The sequence below is a fragment of the Botryobacter ruber genome (assembly GCF_003347595.2).
GTDB lineage: Bacteria > Bacteroidota > Bacteroidia > Cytophagales > Hymenobacteraceae > Pontibacter > Pontibacter ruber_A.
Genome location: NZ_QCZK02000033.1, coordinates 1 through 16,385, shown reverse-complemented (window position 1 = coordinate 16,385; position 16,385 = coordinate 1). Strand labels below are relative to the sequence as shown.

15 protein-coding genes and 1 tRNA gene are annotated in these 16,385 nt (G+C 49.2%); 10 read left to right on the top strand and 6 right to left on the bottom strand.

Translation table 11 applies throughout. From position 1 onward, the window contains the following. Nucleotides 1–27: 27 nt before the first annotated feature. Nucleotides 28–756 (top strand): 3-keto-disaccharide hydrolase, encoded by a 729-nt coding sequence (locus DCW36_RS09425; RefSeq protein ID WP_114783368.1) that lies wholly within the window; start codon nt 28–30, stop codon nt 754–756. A 238-nt stretch (nt 757–994) separates the two neighbouring features. On the opposite strand, the gene rfaD is transcribed toward DCW36_RS09425, so the two are convergent. Next, nucleotides 995–1,960, bottom strand: coding sequence for an ADP-glyceromanno-heptose 6-epimerase (gene rfaD / locus DCW36_RS09420; protein WP_114783367.1), 966 nt, complete (start codon nt 1,958–1,960; stop codon nt 995–997). Nucleotides 1,961–2,056: 96 nt separating this feature from the next. Between rfaD and DCW36_RS09415 the strand changes: the two genes are divergently transcribed. From DCW36_RS09415 to lpxB, 4 genes are all read left to right on the top strand, one after another. After that, on the top strand, nt 2,057–2,959 hold the full coding sequence (locus DCW36_RS09415) for an ABC transporter substrate-binding protein (protein ID WP_240676110.1): 903 nt from the start codon (nt 2,057–2,059) through the stop codon (nt 2,957–2,959). Beyond that, nucleotides 2,956–3,963, top strand: a complete 1,008-nt coding sequence (locus tag DCW36_RS09410; RefSeq protein ID WP_114783366.1) for a FecCD family ABC transporter permease — start codon at nt 2,956–2,958, stop codon at nt 3,961–3,963. The genes DCW36_RS09415 and DCW36_RS09410 overlap by 4 nt, the downstream gene beginning before the upstream one ends. Beyond that, on the top strand, nt 3,964–4,380 hold the full coding sequence (locus DCW36_RS09405) for a 6-pyruvoyl trahydropterin synthase family protein (protein WP_114783365.1): 417 nt from the start codon (nt 3,964–3,966) through the stop codon (nt 4,378–4,380). 82 nt (nt 4,381–4,462) lie between these two features. Beyond that, nucleotides 4,463–5,584: a lipid-A-disaccharide synthase gene (gene lpxB / locus DCW36_RS09400; protein ID WP_114783364.1), complete on the top strand. Its 1,122-nt coding sequence runs from the start codon at nt 4,463–4,465 to the stop codon at nt 5,582–5,584. A gap of 372 nt (nt 5,585–5,956) precedes the next feature. Here lpxB and clpX read toward each other — a convergent pair whose 3' ends face one another. From clpX to DCW36_RS09380, 4 genes are all read right to left on the bottom strand, one after another. Next, nucleotides 5,957–7,183 carry an ATP-dependent Clp protease ATP-binding subunit ClpX gene (gene clpX, locus DCW36_RS09395; protein ID WP_114783363.1) on the bottom strand — a complete coding sequence of 409 codons (1,227 nt, stop codon included), beginning with the start codon at nt 7,181–7,183 and terminating at the stop codon, nt 5,957–5,959. A 360-nt stretch (nt 7,184–7,543) separates the two neighbouring features. Further along, nucleotides 7,544–8,242 carry a ClpP family protease gene (locus DCW36_RS09390; protein WP_114783362.1) on the bottom strand — a complete coding sequence of 233 codons (699 nt, stop codon included), beginning with the start codon at nt 8,240–8,242 and terminating at the stop codon, nt 7,544–7,546. Between the two features lie 88 nt (nt 8,243–8,330). Continuing rightward, nucleotides 8,331–9,653, bottom strand: coding sequence for a trigger factor (tig, locus tag DCW36_RS09385; protein ID WP_114783361.1), 1,323 nt, complete (start codon nt 9,651–9,653; stop codon nt 8,331–8,333). 74 nt (nt 9,654–9,727) lie between these two features. Beyond that, a tRNA-Leu gene (locus DCW36_RS09380) sits at nt 9,728–9,809 on the bottom strand. A 460-nt stretch (nt 9,810–10,269) separates the two neighbouring features. Between DCW36_RS09380 and DCW36_RS09375 the strand changes: the two genes are divergently transcribed. The 3 genes from DCW36_RS09375 to DCW36_RS09365 are packed head-to-tail and all read left to right on the top strand — an operon-like array spanning nt 10,270 to nt 13,317. Then, nucleotides 10,270–12,459, top strand: a complete 2,190-nt coding sequence (locus DCW36_RS09375; RefSeq protein ID WP_114783360.1) for a RelA/SpoT family protein — start codon at nt 10,270–10,272, stop codon at nt 12,457–12,459. Nucleotides 12,460–12,488: 29 nt separating this feature from the next. Continuing rightward, a complete protein-coding gene (locus DCW36_RS09370; RefSeq protein WP_114783359.1) occupies nt 12,489–12,989 on the top strand; it encodes a Fur family transcriptional regulator in 501 nt (166 codons plus the stop codon). Next, a complete protein-coding gene (locus tag DCW36_RS09365) occupies nt 12,961–13,317 on the top strand; it encodes an STAS domain-containing protein (RefSeq protein WP_114783358.1) in 357 nt (118 codons plus the stop codon). Before DCW36_RS09370 ends, DCW36_RS09365 begins: the two co-directional genes overlap by 29 nt. 244 nt (nt 13,318–13,561) lie before the next feature. Here DCW36_RS09365 and DCW36_RS09360 read toward each other — a convergent pair whose 3' ends face one another. Then, on the bottom strand, nt 13,562–13,786 hold the full coding sequence (locus DCW36_RS09360) for a hypothetical protein (protein ID WP_125185479.1): 225 nt from the start codon (nt 13,784–13,786) through the stop codon (nt 13,562–13,564). A gap of 362 nt (nt 13,787–14,148) precedes the next feature. Here DCW36_RS09360 and DCW36_RS09355 point away from each other — a divergent pair, with 362 nt between their 5' ends. Both DCW36_RS09355 and DCW36_RS09350 read left to right on the top strand, forming a co-directional pair. Continuing rightward, nucleotides 14,149–15,432: an adenylosuccinate synthase gene (locus DCW36_RS09355; RefSeq protein ID WP_114783356.1), complete on the top strand. Its 1,284-nt coding sequence runs from the start codon at nt 14,149–14,151 to the stop codon at nt 15,430–15,432. Nucleotides 15,433–15,751: 319 nt separating this feature from the next. After that, nucleotides 15,752–15,958 carry a hypothetical protein gene (locus tag DCW36_RS09350; protein WP_125185478.1) on the top strand — a complete coding sequence of 69 codons (207 nt, stop codon included), beginning with the start codon at nt 15,752–15,754 and terminating at the stop codon, nt 15,956–15,958. Nucleotides 15,959–16,385: the final 427 nt, after the last annotated feature.

Sequence of the window (16,385 nt, the reverse complement as noted above, 5' to 3'; positions counted from 1 at the left end):
TTTGGGCTGATTCAGGTAGCTTTAGTTATGATGAAAAAGACAAAACTCAGCCTGGCGATCCTATTCATCTTTTCCATTGCCATAGGCTGCAAAACCACTCCACGAACAACTACTGACAGTTTCATCAGCATCTTCAACGGAAAGAACCTGGAGGGCTGGGATGGCGATCCGGCGTACTGGCGTGTGGAGGATGGCGTGCTGGTAGGGGAGGTGACGCCGCAGACGATCCTAAAGCAGAATACTTTCCTGATCTGGCAGGGCGGCGAACCTGCAGATTTTGAGCTGAAGCTGGAATACCGCATCTCTCCCAAAGGAAACAGCGGCGTGAACTACCGCAGCAAGCAAATCGACACGCTGGCTTTCGCCCTCAAAGGCTACCAGGCCGACATCGACGGGAAAGACAAATACAACCTGGGCTACCCCCGCCACACCGGCCAGAACTACGAAGAGCGGGGGCGGCAGTTCCTGGCCGTACGAGGGCAGAAGGTAATTCTTGAAAACGGGCAGCCTCCTCTTGTGACCGATACCTTAGACCGGGCTACGCTTCTGAACAGCATCAACTACGACGGCTGGAATGAACTGCACATCGTGGCGAAAGGAAATAACCTGAAGCACTTCATCAACGGCACCCTCATGGCCGAGGTAACAGACAACGATGCTGAAAACCGGAGCATGCGCGGCAAAATAGGCGTGCAGGTACACGTAGGCCCGCCCATGAAGGTGGAGTTCCGGAATATCCGGTTGAAGCAGCTGTAGGGGCAGGTCTTGCACCTGCCCAATCGTCTGCGTATCATCCTTCAGAACAAATCATTCCAGAACATGAAAAATCTTTGAACAATTAGTTTTGGTTTAGCAAGATTGCCGGTGCACGATTAGGGCAGGTGCAAGACCTGCCCGTACAGAGGCAATGGTGGCAGGTGGTGATAAACAAAAAATCCCCATTCCGGCACTTTTTACTGCCAAAATGGGGATTTTCTACTGCATTCGTTGTCAATTAATAATACCGCCCCTCCATCAAATACTGCTGCACATAATCTTTCACCCCTTCCTCCAGGGTATAGAAAGGCTTGTCGTAGCCGATAGAGCGAAGTTTTTGCATGTTAGCTTCGGTGAAATACTGGTACGTATCCCGGATAGTCAGGGGAGTATCCATAAAGTCGATTTCGGGCACCACATTCATGGCGGCGAAAGTGCTAAGTGCCAGGGCCATAAACGTGCGGGCTTCGCCGGAGCCGAGGTTGTAGATGCCGGAGTTGCGGCGGTGGTTCATCAGGAAGAAGCATACTTCCACCACGTCCTTCACATAAATAAAGTCGCGCATCTGCTCGCCGTCGGCGTAGTCGGGGTTGTGGGATCGGAAGAGGGTGAGGCTGCCTTTTTCTTTTATTTGGTTGTAGGCATGGAACACCACCGAAGCCATGCGGCCTTTGTGGTACTCGTTGGGCCCGTACACGTTGAAGAACTTCAGGCCTGCCCAGAAGAAAGGTTTTGCCGTCTGCTCCAGCGCCCACTTGTCGAAATCGTTTTTAGACTCGCCGTAGGGGTTGAGTGGCTGCAGCAAAGGGGTAAGGGCCTCGTTATCGTCGTAGCCCAGGGTGCCGGAGCCGTAGGTGGCGGCGGAGGAGGCGTAGACCAGCGGGATCTGGTATTCGCAGCAGGCATTCCAGACTTTCTTGGAGTAGTTCAGGTTGAGCAGGTCGAATACATCTTTGTTAAATTCGGTGGTATCGGTGCGGGCGCCCAGGTGGAAGATAAATTCCACTTCCTCGTGGCGCTCGTCCAGCCAGTCAAAGAACTTGTCGCGGTCGACGTATTCTTTGATTCTTTTGCCTTTGAGGTTATTTTCTTTTTTAGCGACGGAGAAGTTATCAACCACCACAATATCATAAAAAGTAGCAGCATTCAGTCTGCTAACGAGGCAGCTTCCGATAAAGCCGGCGGCACCAGTTACTACAATCATAGTTCAGTTTTATAGCCTTAATGTAAATTGCGTTAAATTTACAAAAAATTACCCGGAGCTGCCGCTTAAATCAGCAGAATCGGGGAAAGCAAAGCATTGAGACAAATCCGGAATAGTTATTTTAGAAAATACCCGCTGCTGTACAGCTGCCTGTTGCTGCTGCTCTTTTCGTGTGGGGGCGAACGTAAACCCGCCGAAACAGAACGGGTGCTGCAAGACGGGCTGGGACGTGAGGTGCACCTGAAAAAGCAGCAGCCAGCCCGCGTGATGGCCCTGGCCGCCTCCATGACCGAAATGCTTTTTGCCGTTTGCGATACTGCCAGCATTGTGGCCCGCACCCCCCACTGCGACTACCCCGCGGCCGCGCTTACCAAACCTGTCGTGAACAATTACCCCGTCGATTACGAGCAGGTGCTGCTCCTGAAGCCCGACCTGGTGTTTACGGTAGAAGGCATCACGCCGCTGGAAGTGGCGGACCGGCTGCAGGAGCTGGGCGTGCCGGTGTATTATTTTAAATTCCGGAAGGTAGAGGATATTTTCTCGGGACTGGATGAAATTGGCAGGATTACCGGCCGGGAGCAACAGGCCAAACAACTCACCGATTCGCTCAGGCAGCATGTTGCCCAGATTGAAGCGCGCCATCAGCAGCAGCAACCGCCACTCAAGGTGCTGGCCATTGCAGGCTACGACCCGATTTATGTGTACGGCCACAGTACCGTTATCACCGATAAACTGCGCATACTTGGCGCTGTAAACGCGGTAGAAGAAACCTTCAGTCCGCTGTCGCGGGAGCAGATTCTGAAGGCGAACCCGGATGTGCTGCTGGGCGGGACGCCGGAGGAGATGGAGAAAAGCTTTTTCAGCATTTACCCGGAGTTGCGTAAGATAAAAGCTTACCAGCATAACCGCATCTATGCCCCCACATCAGACCTGATGGGGCGCGCCTCGCCACGGGTGGTCGAATCGATTCGTGAACTTGAACAGTTTCTTTACCCATGAGCAAAGCTGCATATTTTATACTAGCGGTGCTGCTTATCCTGCTCGTGATGGTGCTGGGACTGCTGGTCGGTTCTTTCGAAACCGATGCAGGCTTGCTGGCAGATGCATTCTTTCAGTACAACCCCGATAACCTGACACACTTCTCTATAATTCATCTGCGCCTGCCACGTTTGCTGCTGGCGCTGGTGGTGGGCGCTTCGCTGGCGTTTTGCGGTTACCTGATGCAGGCCATGGTGAACAACGGCCTGGCGGAGCCGTACCTGTTGGGTACCGCCTCGGGGGCCTCGCTGGGGGCCGTGCTGGTTTTCTTTGGTATAGTGGAAATTACGATCGCAGGTATTTACATGCCGTCGCTGTTTGCCTTGCTCGGAGCTCTGGGCATTACGCTGCTGGTGGTGCTGCTCGGGTACCGGAGAGGGCACATTATTCCAACGCAGCTGATACTGGCCGGAGTTGCTTTAAGTTCATTATGTACAGCCTTTGTGTGGCTGTTAACGTATCTGTCGGATACGGAGGGGAAACTGAAGTCGGTTATCTTCTGGTCGATGGGGAGCTTTGAGCGGGCAAGCTGGCAACTGCTGCCTTACCCGACGGTGGCGCTGGGGCTGGCCCTGTTGCTTTTCCTGTTTATGCAGAAGCAGCTCAACATTCTGCTGCTGGGAGCGGGCAGGGCAGAGGCGCTGGGGGTGCAGGTAGCACGTACGCGCTGGATCATCCTGATTACCGTGTCTGCCGTTACAGGCTTTGCCGTGGCTACGTCGGGTACCGTAGGATTTGTAGGTTTGATCGTGCCGCACGTAACACGGGCACTGATGGGCGCAACCGGAAAGTACAACCTGCTTTTCTGCGCTTTCGTGGGTGGATTTTTTATGTTACTCTGCGATTTGCTGTCGCGGGTGGTGTATCCGCCGGCAGGTTTGCCAATTGGCATCATAACTTCGTTCTTTGGTGTTCCTTTCTTCGTATATTTGTTATCCAGAAAAAACTACAACTTTAGCAGTTAGATGATTTACGTAAGCAGATTAGAACATTTTAATGCAGCCCACAAACTGCACAACCCGAATTGGTCGTTGGCGAAGAATAAGGAAGTATTCGGGCCGTGTGCCAATGCCAACTGGCATGGCCACAATTATGAACTGATCGTGACTGTAAAAGGAACGCCAGATCCGGATACCGGCTTCGTCATCGACCTGAAAAAGCTGAGCACGCTTATCCGCAAGCACATCATCGAGAAGGTAGATCACAAAAACCTGAACCTGGATGTAGCTTTTATGGAGGACAAGCTGGCCAGTACCGAAAACCTGATCATCGAATTCTGGCGCATACTCGAGCCCCGCATTTCAGAAATATCGCAGGCCAGGTTGCATAGCCTGAAGTTGTACGAAACGCCACGAAACTACGTAGAGTATTTCGGCGAATAACAACCTCCAGGTGGGCTGCCTTTTTTCATTTACCATCTAAAGCCAGGCCCTACAAGGTAGCCTTTAGCTGTACATTTACCACATGAGATATTACATAATAGCTGGCGAGCGTTCAGGCGATTTACATGCTTCGAACCTGATCAAGCAGCTCCGGAAGCAGGACCCGGAGGCGGAGATCAGGGGCTGGGGCGGCGACATGATGCAGGAAGCAGGCATGGACCTGGTGAAGCATTACCGCGACATGGCCTTCATGGGGTTTGCCGAAGCCATTGCCAATATCTTTAAAATCCTGGGCTTCCTGAAGGAATGTAAAGCCGATATCAACACCTTTCAGCCCGATGTAATTATCCTGGTAGATTATGCCGGGTTTAACATGCGGATTGCCCGTTTTGCTAAGGCGAACGGCTTTAAAGTTTTTTACTACATCTCCCCAAAGATCTGGGCCTGGAACCAGGGACGCGTGCATACCATCAAAAAACTGGTAGACCGCATGTTTGTGATCATGCCCTTTGAAGAAGATTTCTACGCCCGTTTCGATTATAAAGTCGACTACATTGGCAATCCGGTATCGGATTCGGTGACTGACCATGTGGCCGACACAAACTTCAGAGCAAAAAACAGGCTTACCAATAACAAACCCATCATTGCCATCCTGCCGGGCAGCCGTCGGCAGGAAATCGAGAGCATGCTGCACGTGATGCTGAGCATTATCCCGTATTTCCGCGATTTCCAGTTTATTGTGGCAGGTGTTTCAAATCTGCCGAAATCGCACTACGAGCAGTACAACAAAGACCCCAACATCAAGATCATTTACGACCAGGCCTACGATTTGCTGGCGCATGCCAAAGCGGCCCTGGTAACTTCGGGTACTGCCACGCTCGAAACCGCTTTGTTTAATGTGCCGCAGGTGGTGTGCTACAAGACCAGCGCCATCTCCTATGCCATTGCCAAACGGCTGATTAAAGTGCCCTACATTTCGCTGGTGAACCTGATCGCTGATAAGCCGGTGGTGACGGAGCTGATCCAGGATGATTTTACGCCTAAAAAGATTGTGGCAGAGCTGAAGAAAATTCTTTTCGATTCCTTTTTTATCAAAGAGCAGAAGGCGGATTATGCGCGGGTGCGTGAGAAGATCGGGAACTTCCGTACAGCTGAGCGAGCGGCGGAACTGATGGTGAATTACCTGAAAGCGGAGCAGGTGTAGACGCTCAGACAGTTCTGTTGTTGCTTTTATAACAGAACTTTCAGCTGGATTTTCTGTAAGAAGTAGTAGTGTGTCTGAAAACAGATACGGTTGTACTTTTTACAAAACCAAAAGCTATGAAATCAATCCTGATTGCCTTAACCCTCACCGGCGTTGCCATTGCCGTTCTGCTTCTCAATGCTTTCCCGGAGAAAGATGAAGGCTTTGATGTGCTGGAGGCGGACTGAACCATAATTTAAGCAAAAACAAAAAAGAGTATCCCTGCTTCAGGAATACTCTTTTTGTTTTATGACCAGGCTTGGGGCCTGATTTATATTAAAAAACGCTTCTGCAGCTGCCACCATAGCCTCTGCTCCTGAAGGGAGCGAAAGGTTAGGCTACTTTTAATTGCTTCAGCGGAGATTTGTCAAATTTTTCGCGGGCGTAGTCGCCGGTAATTACCAGCTCTTTTTCGCCTTCTATGGAAGGCAGCTCAAACATAGCGTCTGTCATGATGCCTTCGCAGATAGAGCGCAGGCCACGGGCGCCTAGTTTGAATTCGGCAGCTTTTTCCACAATATAATCAAGCGCATCATCGTCGAAGGTGAGGGCAATGTTTTCCATCTCGAACAGGCGCTTGTACTGCTTCACGATCGAGTTCTTTGGCTCCAGCAGGATGCGGCGCAGGGTGTCTTTGTTGAGCGGGTTGAGGTGCGTAACCACCGGCAAACGGCCGATCAGTTCCGGTATCAGGCCAAAAGACTTTAGGTCCTGGGCCGACAGGTATTTCAGGAAACCTTCCTGCTCTTCGAGTTCGCCATCCATTTTAGATTTGGAGAAACCGATAGGGCGTGTGTTCAGACGCGTTTTAATCAGCCGGTCTATTCCAACAAAAGCGCCACCGCAAATGAAGAGAATGTTTTCGGTGTTAACGGTGATCATTTTCTGCTCCGGGTGCTTACGTCCTCCCTGCGGCGGCACGTTTACTACCGTACCTTCCAGCAGCTTCAGGAGCGCCTGCTGCACACCTTCGCCGCTTACATCGCGGGTAATGGATGGGTTATCGCTTTTTCGGGCAATCTTATCAATCTCATCAATATACACAATGCCGCGCTCCGCAGACTCTACATTATAATCAGCGGCCTGTAACAGGCGTGTCAGAATACTTTCTACGTCTTCGCCTACATAACCGGCTTCTGTGAGAACGGTGGCATCGGCGATGCAGAAAGGCACCTGCAGGATGCCGGCCATCATGCGGGCCAGGTAGGTTTTTCCGGTACCGGTTTCGCCCACCATAATGATGTTCGACTTTTCGATGATCACATCCTCTTCGTTCGAACGCTGCATCAGTCGCTTGTAGTGGTTATACACCGCCACCGACATCACCTTCTTCGCTTCATCCTGCCCCACCACAAACTGGTCGAGGTACTCCTTCATTTCCTTCGGTTTCATCAGGTTGAATTTCGGAGTACGGCTGTTGGCCCGTATTTTATTTTCTTCGTTAAGTATTTGTTGCGCCTGTCCGATACAACGATCACAGATGTGCGCGTTGATACCAGATATCATCACTGATACGTCTTTTTTGTTTTTGCCGCAAAATGAGCAAGTGATTTCAGCCATATAAAGTTTGATCCAGGTTTAGTATGCTAAGTTACGCAAAGCAGACCGCAAATGTACAAAAAGGTTATGTTTATAGAACATAAAAATTATTACACTAACAGTTGTTAGTGTTGAAAATGGCTCTATGAATATTAAAATTTATATTTTTAAATTTTTGCATAAAACACTGACAGGCAAGAGGTTGTGTTTTGCAGGTTTCCACAGGTGTTTGTGGAAAATTTTTCGGGAATTACCGCTTTTTTGAAATAACCACACGATAGATCAGGGGTAACTGTCGCTATAGCCAAAAAAATACCCGTCCTGGTGGACCAGAACGGGTATTTTTGGGCTTGTCTGTAGGCTGTTCAATAGCCGGTTGCGTTAGTCCCGCTTACGAACAAGTACTTCATCAATTAATCCGAACTCTTTTGCTTCTTCGGCACGCATCCAGTAGTCACGTTCCGAGTTATCGTAGATGTCCTGGTACGACTTACCGGAGTGCTCGGCCAGAATTTCGTAAAGCTCTTTCTTGAGCTTCAGGATTTCGCGGGCCGTAATTTCGATATCGGTTGCCTGGCCCTGTGCACCACCCATCGGCTGGTGGATCATGATGCGGGAGTGTGGCAACGAACTACGCTTGTTTTTGGCGCCGCCTGCCAGCAGCACCGCTCCCATAGAAGCAGCCAGACCGGTACAGATCGTGGCCACATCGGGTGCTACATACTGCATGGTGTCGTAAATACCTAAACCGGCATATACAGAGCCACCCGGGCTGTTAATATAAAGCAGGATATCTTTTTTGGCATCGGCCGACTCCAGGAACAGGAGCTGCGCAGTAATAATGTTGGCAATAAAATCATCTACCTGTGTGCCCAGGAAGATAATCCGGTCCATGATCAGGCGTGAGAATACATCAATCTCACGGAAGTTGGTGGGGCGTTCCTCAATTACAGAGCGGGTCATGCTTTCGATGGTGTGCATGGCTTTGCCCTCGATATGATGAATATATTGGTCTACGCCCAGGCCGCTTAGCCCTTGGCCTTTTACGGCAAATTTCCGGAACTCGTCTTTGTTAAACATAGGATTTGTTTAGTTTACGGTTTTGTCAAAAATAAAAAAGTCCTTCGAAAATGGAAGGACTTTTTTAGAAAAATGTTTATATGGTTCTTTAGAACTCCAGGTTCTTAAAGTCCTCTGCTGTGATTTGTTTCTCTACCACAGGCACCTGCTCCTTAAGTTTAGCGAGCACTTTCTCTGCCAGAATCTGCTCGTACTCCTGAATATAATTGCGGCCGTTGTCCTGCTTCAGGTATTCGTTTGCGTAGTTGTTCATGCTTTCTACCAGGGCTTCCGGTATCTCGGGCATGTTAAACTGGGCAAGCATTTTCATTTTAGTGGCTTCCACAACTTCATCGTTTGTTACTTTGATGTCGTTTTCTTCTACCACTTTATTTTTGATCATCGACCACTTCAGCTCACGCACATATTTGTCGAAATTTTCTTCTACCTGCTCGGCCGTTAAACGGTCCTGGTTGGTAATAAGTAACCAGCGCTTAAAGAAATCAGCCGGAATTTCAACTTCCACGTTGTCGATAACCGAATCCATGATACGGCGGCTCAGCAGGTTGTCTGCTTCACGGTTGAAGTTTTCTTCAATCGTTTCACGAACTTTTGTATTGAAATCCTCTTCGGTAGTAACCTCGTCTTTACCGAACAGTTTGTCGAAAAGCTCCTGGTTCAGCTCGGCTGGTGCTGTACGGCTGATCTCGTTTACGGTAAATTCAAATTCACCATTGAGTTCTGCTGCTTCGTCTTTGCTCTTGCCGGTTACGTGGGCCAGGGCAGCATTGTCGTCGCCAAAGGCTTTACGGATGTCGAAACGGATTACGTCGCCCGCTTTAACGCCGATAAACTGCTCTTTGCCATCTACTACGCGGTTTAAAGGAATTAGGGTAGAGGAGGAGAAGTCGCCTTCAACTGCCTTCAGTTCGCCGGACAGGAAATCGCCGTCTTCGGAAGTTTCCGGTTTCTCGGTTTTGCCGAACTGTCTTTTGATGTTCTCGAAAGCCTCGTCCAGCGTTTCCTGCGTCACCTCTACAGTGTACCCCTCTACGCTTTTATCGAGCGGAAGGTTAAAGTCCTGCAGCAAGCCTACTTCGTAATCGAACTCGAAATCTTTCTGGTTATCCCAGTCAATAGCCGACTGCGATTCGGCAGGAAGCGGCTCGCCCAGGATTTTCACATCGTTTTCACGGATATATTTTGAAATCTCGTCTTGCAGGAGTTTATTGATTTGCTCTACCAGAATGCTCTTACCATACATTTTCTTGATAAGTCCTGCAGGCACCTTGCCAGGTCTGAAGCCTTTGATCTGGGCTTTTTTGCTGTATTCCTTCACCTGCTGGTCTACTTTCGGGGCATAATCGGCCTCTTCGAGTACTACCTTCAGTTGTGCATTGGTGCTGTCTGTTTGATTTAATGTAATGTTCAAGGCTGTGAATTTAAGTATGATACATCTTGTAAAAACAAACCCCCAACAGGGCTGTTGAGGGTTCGTTTATCTTGTGCGGATGGAGGGACTCGAACCCCCATGCCTCGCGGCGCTAGATCCTAAGTCTAGTGCGTCTACCAATTTCGCCACATCCGCGTAGCGTTGTTTTGTAATGATGGTGCAAATTTAGGGACACAAATTTTAAATACAATAGCAGCCTCTAATTTTTTGTAAAATATTTTTGAACAGCCCTTTCCCGGCGGTAAACCCAGCGCCTTGAAGTGGAGCAGTGGTTATGGTGGCAGCAGCAGTAAGGTTGCAGAACAGGCGGCAGGAGCAGTGGCTGTGGTGGCGGGTGCTGTAAAGCAGTTTCCGGGAAAAAGAAGCCTGCTGCCCGAAAAGCTGACCCGGCTTAAACTATATGGCAGCAGCTGCTGTTTTAGTACAAAGGCAGCAACTGTGGCAAAACCTGCCTTATGGTTAGTAATGGGTATTGGTTGCAGCGTAATAAAGGTTATATTTGAACCTTATATTACGAGTGTATTAAACATGTAAGTGACAAATGACTGGTGGCAGGCAGTAGCCGGCCTGCTAGCATTAAATTTTTTTAGCATCTATGATTGATCCGGAAGCAGAACGCAAAGAAATCTTACGCCATTACCGGAGACTGCTGCGTTACGCGAAGCCTTTCCTGAAAGATAACGACGCCAAGATTATTAAAAAGGCGTTTAACACGTCGGTTGAAGCGCACAAAGACATGCGCCGCAAATCGGGTGAGCCTTATATTCTGCATCCGCTGGCGGTGGCCCAGATTGCCGTGGAAGAAATCGGGCTGGGCACAACTTCTATTGTGTCGGCGCTGCTGCACGATGTGGTGGAAGATACCGAAATGGAAATTGCCGATGTGGAGCGCGAGTTCGGCCCCAGCGTGGCCCGCATCATCGAGGGGCTTACCAAAATCTCCGGCTCTTTCGACTACGGCACCTCGCAGCAGGCCGAAAACTTCCGGAAAATGCTGCTCACGCTCTCCGACGATGTGCGCGTTATCCTGATAAAGATAGCAGACCGCCTGCACAACATGCGTACCCTCGACAGCATGCCGCGCCACAAGCAGCTCAAAATTGCTTCGGAAACCATGTACCTGTACGCGCCGCTGGCGCACCGGCTGGGCTTGTATGCTATCAAATCGGAGCTGGAAGACCTGTATTTAAAGTACACCGATACCGAGACCTATAAAGACATCTCGAACAAGATCCGGCAGACCCGCAGTGCCCGCAACAAGTTTATAAAAGACTTTATTGCGCCAATCGAGCGGGAGCTGCGGCGCTATGGCTTCAAATTCAACATCAAGGGCAGGCCGAAATCCATCTTCTCTATCCTGAAAAAGATAAAGAAGCAGAACATCACCTTCGATGAAATTTACGACCTGTTTGCCATCCGGATTATACTGGATGTGCCCCTGGAAAACGAAAAGGCGGCCTGCTGGCAGGTGTACTCTATTATTACGGACTTTTACCAGCCCAACCCCGACCGCCTGCGCGACTGGGTAAACACGCCCAAAGCCAACGGATACGAGTCGCTGCACACCACGGTGATGAGTAAGTCGGGGCAGTGGGTGGAGGTGCAGATCCGTACCCGCCGTATGGATGAAATTGCCGAACGGGGCTATGCCGCCCACTGGAAGTATAAGGCAGAAGGCGCCGCAGGCGAGTCGAACCTGGAGGTCTGGATTAACCGGGTGCGCGATATGCTGGAGAACAACACAGCCAACGCGCTGGAGTTCATGGACGAGTTCCGCCAGAACCTGTTCGTGGACGAGGTGATCGTGTTTACGCCCAAAGGCGAACTGATCACGCTGCCCGACCAGGCTACTGCCCTCGATTTTGCGTTCAACATACACACCCAGATCGGGTTGCAATGCCTTGGCGCCAAGGTAAACCAGAAACTGGTGCCCCTGAGCCACCGGCTGCACAACGGCGACCAGGTGGAGATACTTACCTCGCATAAGCAGCACCCAACGGAGGAGTGGCTGAATTTTGTGGTTACCTCCAGGGCACGTGCCAGCATTAAGGATTATCTGCGGGACGAGCGCCGGAATAAAGCGGAAGAAGGAAAAGGCATGCTGAAGAATCGGCTGGAAGAGCTGAATATTGCCGATTCACAGGCCAATATTAACAAGCTGCTGGCGTTTTTTAATGTGCCTACGGTGCAGGACCTGCATTTCCGGATCGCGTCAGGGTTTTTAAGCCCGAATGATATCAAGGAGGTAATTTTTACGGAGGCAGCAGATAAATCAGCTTCGCGGCTGGAACCACAGTCGTTCGACAAGAAAGTGCAGAAAATAAGGGGCGTGACTTCGGATATGCTCGTGATCGGCGAAAACACTTCCAAAATGCAGTACCGGATGGCCACCTGCTGCAACCCCATTCCCGGCGATGATGTGTTTGGTTTCGAGACGGACGATAACGTGATTGAGATTCACAGGACCAACTGCAAACGCGGTGTGGAATTAATGTCCAATTATGGGAATCGCATTATCAAGGCCAAGTGGACCGACCAGAAGGAACTGGCGTTTCTGGCAGGTATCCGGATAAAAGGAACCGACCGGGTGGGGCTTGTAAACGATTTAACACGAGTAATTTCCAATAACTTAAAAGTAAACATGCGCTCTATTACCATCGACTCCCACGACGGGATTTTCGAAGGTAATATCATGGTGTTTGTAAACGACACAAATCACCTGGATACGCTTATCCAGAGCATGAGTAAAGTAAATGGCATTCTGTCGGTAGAGCGTTTCGATTAGAGTGCCTGTATTTCCTTAAATTAAGCATTATGTCAGCAATAGATAAAACAAAGTTAGAAGAGGTAAAGAAAATTTTTACAGCTTACCTGGAAAGCAAAGGCCTGCGCAAAACACCCGAGCGCTATGCCATTCTGGAAGAAATCTACTCCCGGTCGGGGCATTTTGATGTGGAGTCGCTCTACATCAGCATGAAAAACAAGAACTACCAGGTGAGCCGGGCCACGGTGTATAATACCCTGGACCTGCTGGTGGAAAATGATCTTGTCAGTAAGCACCAGTTTGGCAAGAACCTTGCTCAGTATGAAAAGTCATATGGGTACCGGCAGCACGATCACGTAATATGTACCGAGTGCCACAAGGTAGTGGAGTTCTGTGATCCGCGCATCCATAATATCCAAACCATGGTGGGCGAGCTTTTGAATTTTCATATCTTGCATCATTCGCTAAACCTATATGGCATCTGCGGCGATTGCCGCGCCAAAAAAGCAACGGAGCAGCAACATGAAGTACCAAACCGAGTTGAAAGATGAAATCCTCTTTGTGCGCTTGCACGAAGACTTGATTGCCGGGCCCGATACCCAGCGCCTTATCGCTACCATTGATGAGCAGGTAGATGGCGATGTATTGCTATGCGCCATCGACTTGTCGGATGTCCGTTTTATGGACAGCAGTGGCATGGGCGTGCTGGTGTCGTTGCTCACGAAGTTTCGGAACAGAGGCGGCGAGCTTGTCCTGATCAGGCCGTCCGGTCATATTCGCAAACTGCTGATCGTGACCAAACTGAACGCCATCTTCACGATTGCCGAAAACGACAGCTTTGCAACCCAGTTTCTGAAAGAATCGACTTATTTAAGCTAAAGGCAAGGCTTTGGCAGCGGCATTGGCCGGAAAATGCTTTTTACAGGCTTTTCCGGCCATTGTTGTTTTAAGTGCTTGTTAGATCTGCCTGAGGTGCAGAGGCAGTGGTGATTGTGGCAGAAGCTGAAAAACATGCCAGAATATGCTGCAGCTGCAGTCACCACAGCTTTAGCTGCTCCTGCAAGCTCATTTTATTCTGCAGCACCTTCCACCACACCTTCTGCTGCAGGTTCCAAAAATAAGTTTACTCCCGGTAATCAATGATGAGATTTCCTTTGCCAATACGGGCCAGCTCCAGGATAACAGTATAGGATTTGTTGTACAGGTTCGTAACCCGAAGCACTGTTTCCGAATTTGCTGCCTCTGTTACAATCCGGATGAGTTCCTCCGGTCTGTAAAGGTCACTGTTTACTACGATTTCTTTCACCCCTAAACTGATCAGAGTTTTTAAAAGCGCTTCCTGTGTCATATAGATAACATGTTTTGTATTTCGGAGATTGTAATTGTTGTAAGCAGAATCAATCAATATCTTGTTATTTCTGGTTGGGAGCATCAAAATAAAGTAAGGTGATCAGGCATCGGCACCAGCAAAATCCGGGACTTGTAGTGCACCGAAAGCCGTTTTGAGAGTTCAATCAGTAAATTTCTTTCCGGTATTGATAGAAAAGTGTTAACTAAGTTTGTTACATTTGGGGAAGAATAAGGTTGTGTCCTGACTGTATTTTGTTTGCACGGATGTATAACTCATTAGCTGTCAAAGTAATAGAGGTTTCCGTAAACAAAATGAAGTCAGGCTTCATTCATTTAATGTAATCAATTTACTAAAGTAAAATGGCAGTTGACATATTGATAGGTTTGCAATGGGGCGACGAAGGCAAAGGCAAGATCGTTGATGTTCTGGCGCCAACCTATGACATTGTTGCCCGTTTCCAGGGCGGTCCTAATGCAGGTCACACACTTGAGTTTGAAGGCACCAAGCACGTGCTTCACCAGATACCATCCGGTATTTTTCATCCCCATATCAAAAATATTATCGGCAATGGCGTAGTACTCGACCCTATTGTATTCCGCACCGAAATGCTGAAACTGCAGGAGCGCGGGGTGGATGCTGCTAAAAACCTCTACCTCTCTAAAAAGACACAGCTCATCATTCCGTCGCACCGGGTGATAGACCGGGTATCGGAAGAAGCGCTGGGGAAAGAGAAAATCGGCTCTACCTTAAAAGGCATCGGGCCAACCTATCAGGATAAAATGGGCAGGGTAGGGCTACGGGTAGGAGATATTATTGCTCCTGATTTTAAGGACCGCTATAACAAACTGCGCGACCGCCATCGTAAAATCGTGGAATTCTACGGCCAGGAGCTGGACCTTGGGGAGCAGGAAGCGCTGTTCTTCGAAGCCATTGATTTCCTGCGCACCCTGAAACTGGTCGATAGTGAGTATATGATAAACACCGCCATCAAAAATGGCGAGCGCATTTTGGCCGAAGGTGCACAAGGCTCCCTGCTCGATATCGATTTTGGAACCTATCCGTTTGTAACATCCTCTACCACGCTGGTAGCCGGAGCCTGTACAGGTCTGGGCGTAGCGCCACGGCATATCGGGGAAGTGTACGGTATCTTTAAAGCCTACTGCACCCGTGTCGGCAGCGGTCCTTTCCCGACCGAGTTGCACGATGAAGTAGGAGAGCAGATACGCAAAGCTGGAAACGAGTTTGGCTCCACCACAGGCCGTGCCCGCCGTTGCGGCTGGATAGACCTGCCCGTGCTGAAGTATTCCATCATGCTGAATGGTGTAACGCAGCTGAACATGATGAAAGCCGATGTGCTGACAGAGTTTGATACCATACGCGTGTGCACACACTACAAACTGGCTTCGGGCGAAATTACAGACCAGCTGCCGCACTCGCTGGAGGAGCAGTTTGAGCCTGTGTATGTAGACCTTCCCGGCTGGAAAGTAGATCTGAATAAAGTTGAAACGGTAGAAGACCTGCCGGAAGCTTTTGTGAATTACGTTACCTACCTGGAAGAGCAGTTGCAGGTGCCTGTTACCATCGTATCGGTAGGTCCGGACAGGAAGAGTACGCTCAAAAGAGAACAAGAAAAAGTGGCCTAAGCTCCATCAGTATTGTATTTACCAGCAAAGCCTCGCACACAGTAGCGGGGCTTTGTTGTTTTGGGGACTACTGCGCCTGTCACCACGCTCACAGCTGCTTTGTCTGAACCGGGATTTCCGCTGATTTTCCTGATGCACCTGATTTAGCTTGATGACACAACTTCCTGCCCGGCAGCGGCAATAGTTGGCAGGAGCAGTCTAAGGAGCAGGAAAAGAAATCAATGAAATCATAAATCAGTGGAAATCCCGGTTCAGACAAAATAATGTTGCTGCTGCTGAGGGGCTTACATGAAAATCGGGAAAATGTTAGTACCAGCTCTTGGAAAGCGAAAAACAATTTCTACCTTTGCACTCCCAACGCAAACGAGCGGCGGGGAAAGCGGCAGGCCAGGCAGTGGTAGCTGAAGATTTTAGTGAAACGGAAAGCTTAAAAATATTTTTTTTGCCTTTTGCTTGCAGCTTGAAAAAAGCTGCTTACCTTTGCAACCCCATTCAGCAGGAAGGGGGGAGAAAGCAGAGAAGCTAACAGCTGTAAGTCGCTAAAGCAGAAGCAGAAAGAGGTAAAAAAAGAAATTAAATTTCTTTTGGCAGGTCGGAAAAAGGTGCTTACCTTTGCCTCTGCTTCCTGAAAAAAAAGCACAGCAGCCGGCAGGGTAGCTGAAGCAGAAAAGAAAAAAAGTTTTTCAAAAGCATTGCAAAGTTAAAAAGTTTGCTTACCTTTGCAACCCCAATCAGAACAACAGGTTCTGAAACGGAAAAAATAACACGAGCTACAGCAGTAGCACAAGAGAAGAAAGATGTTCTTCTGCAGGTTCTTTGAGAGATTGAAAGAGACGAAATTAAAATCCGCGCGGGTAAATTACCTGCGTCAATTCTAAGGAAAAGGAAAACGGGTCGGGACAGACAGACACATTGGCTGCTTTCGGGTAGCTTAAAGAGTATTCTTACAATGG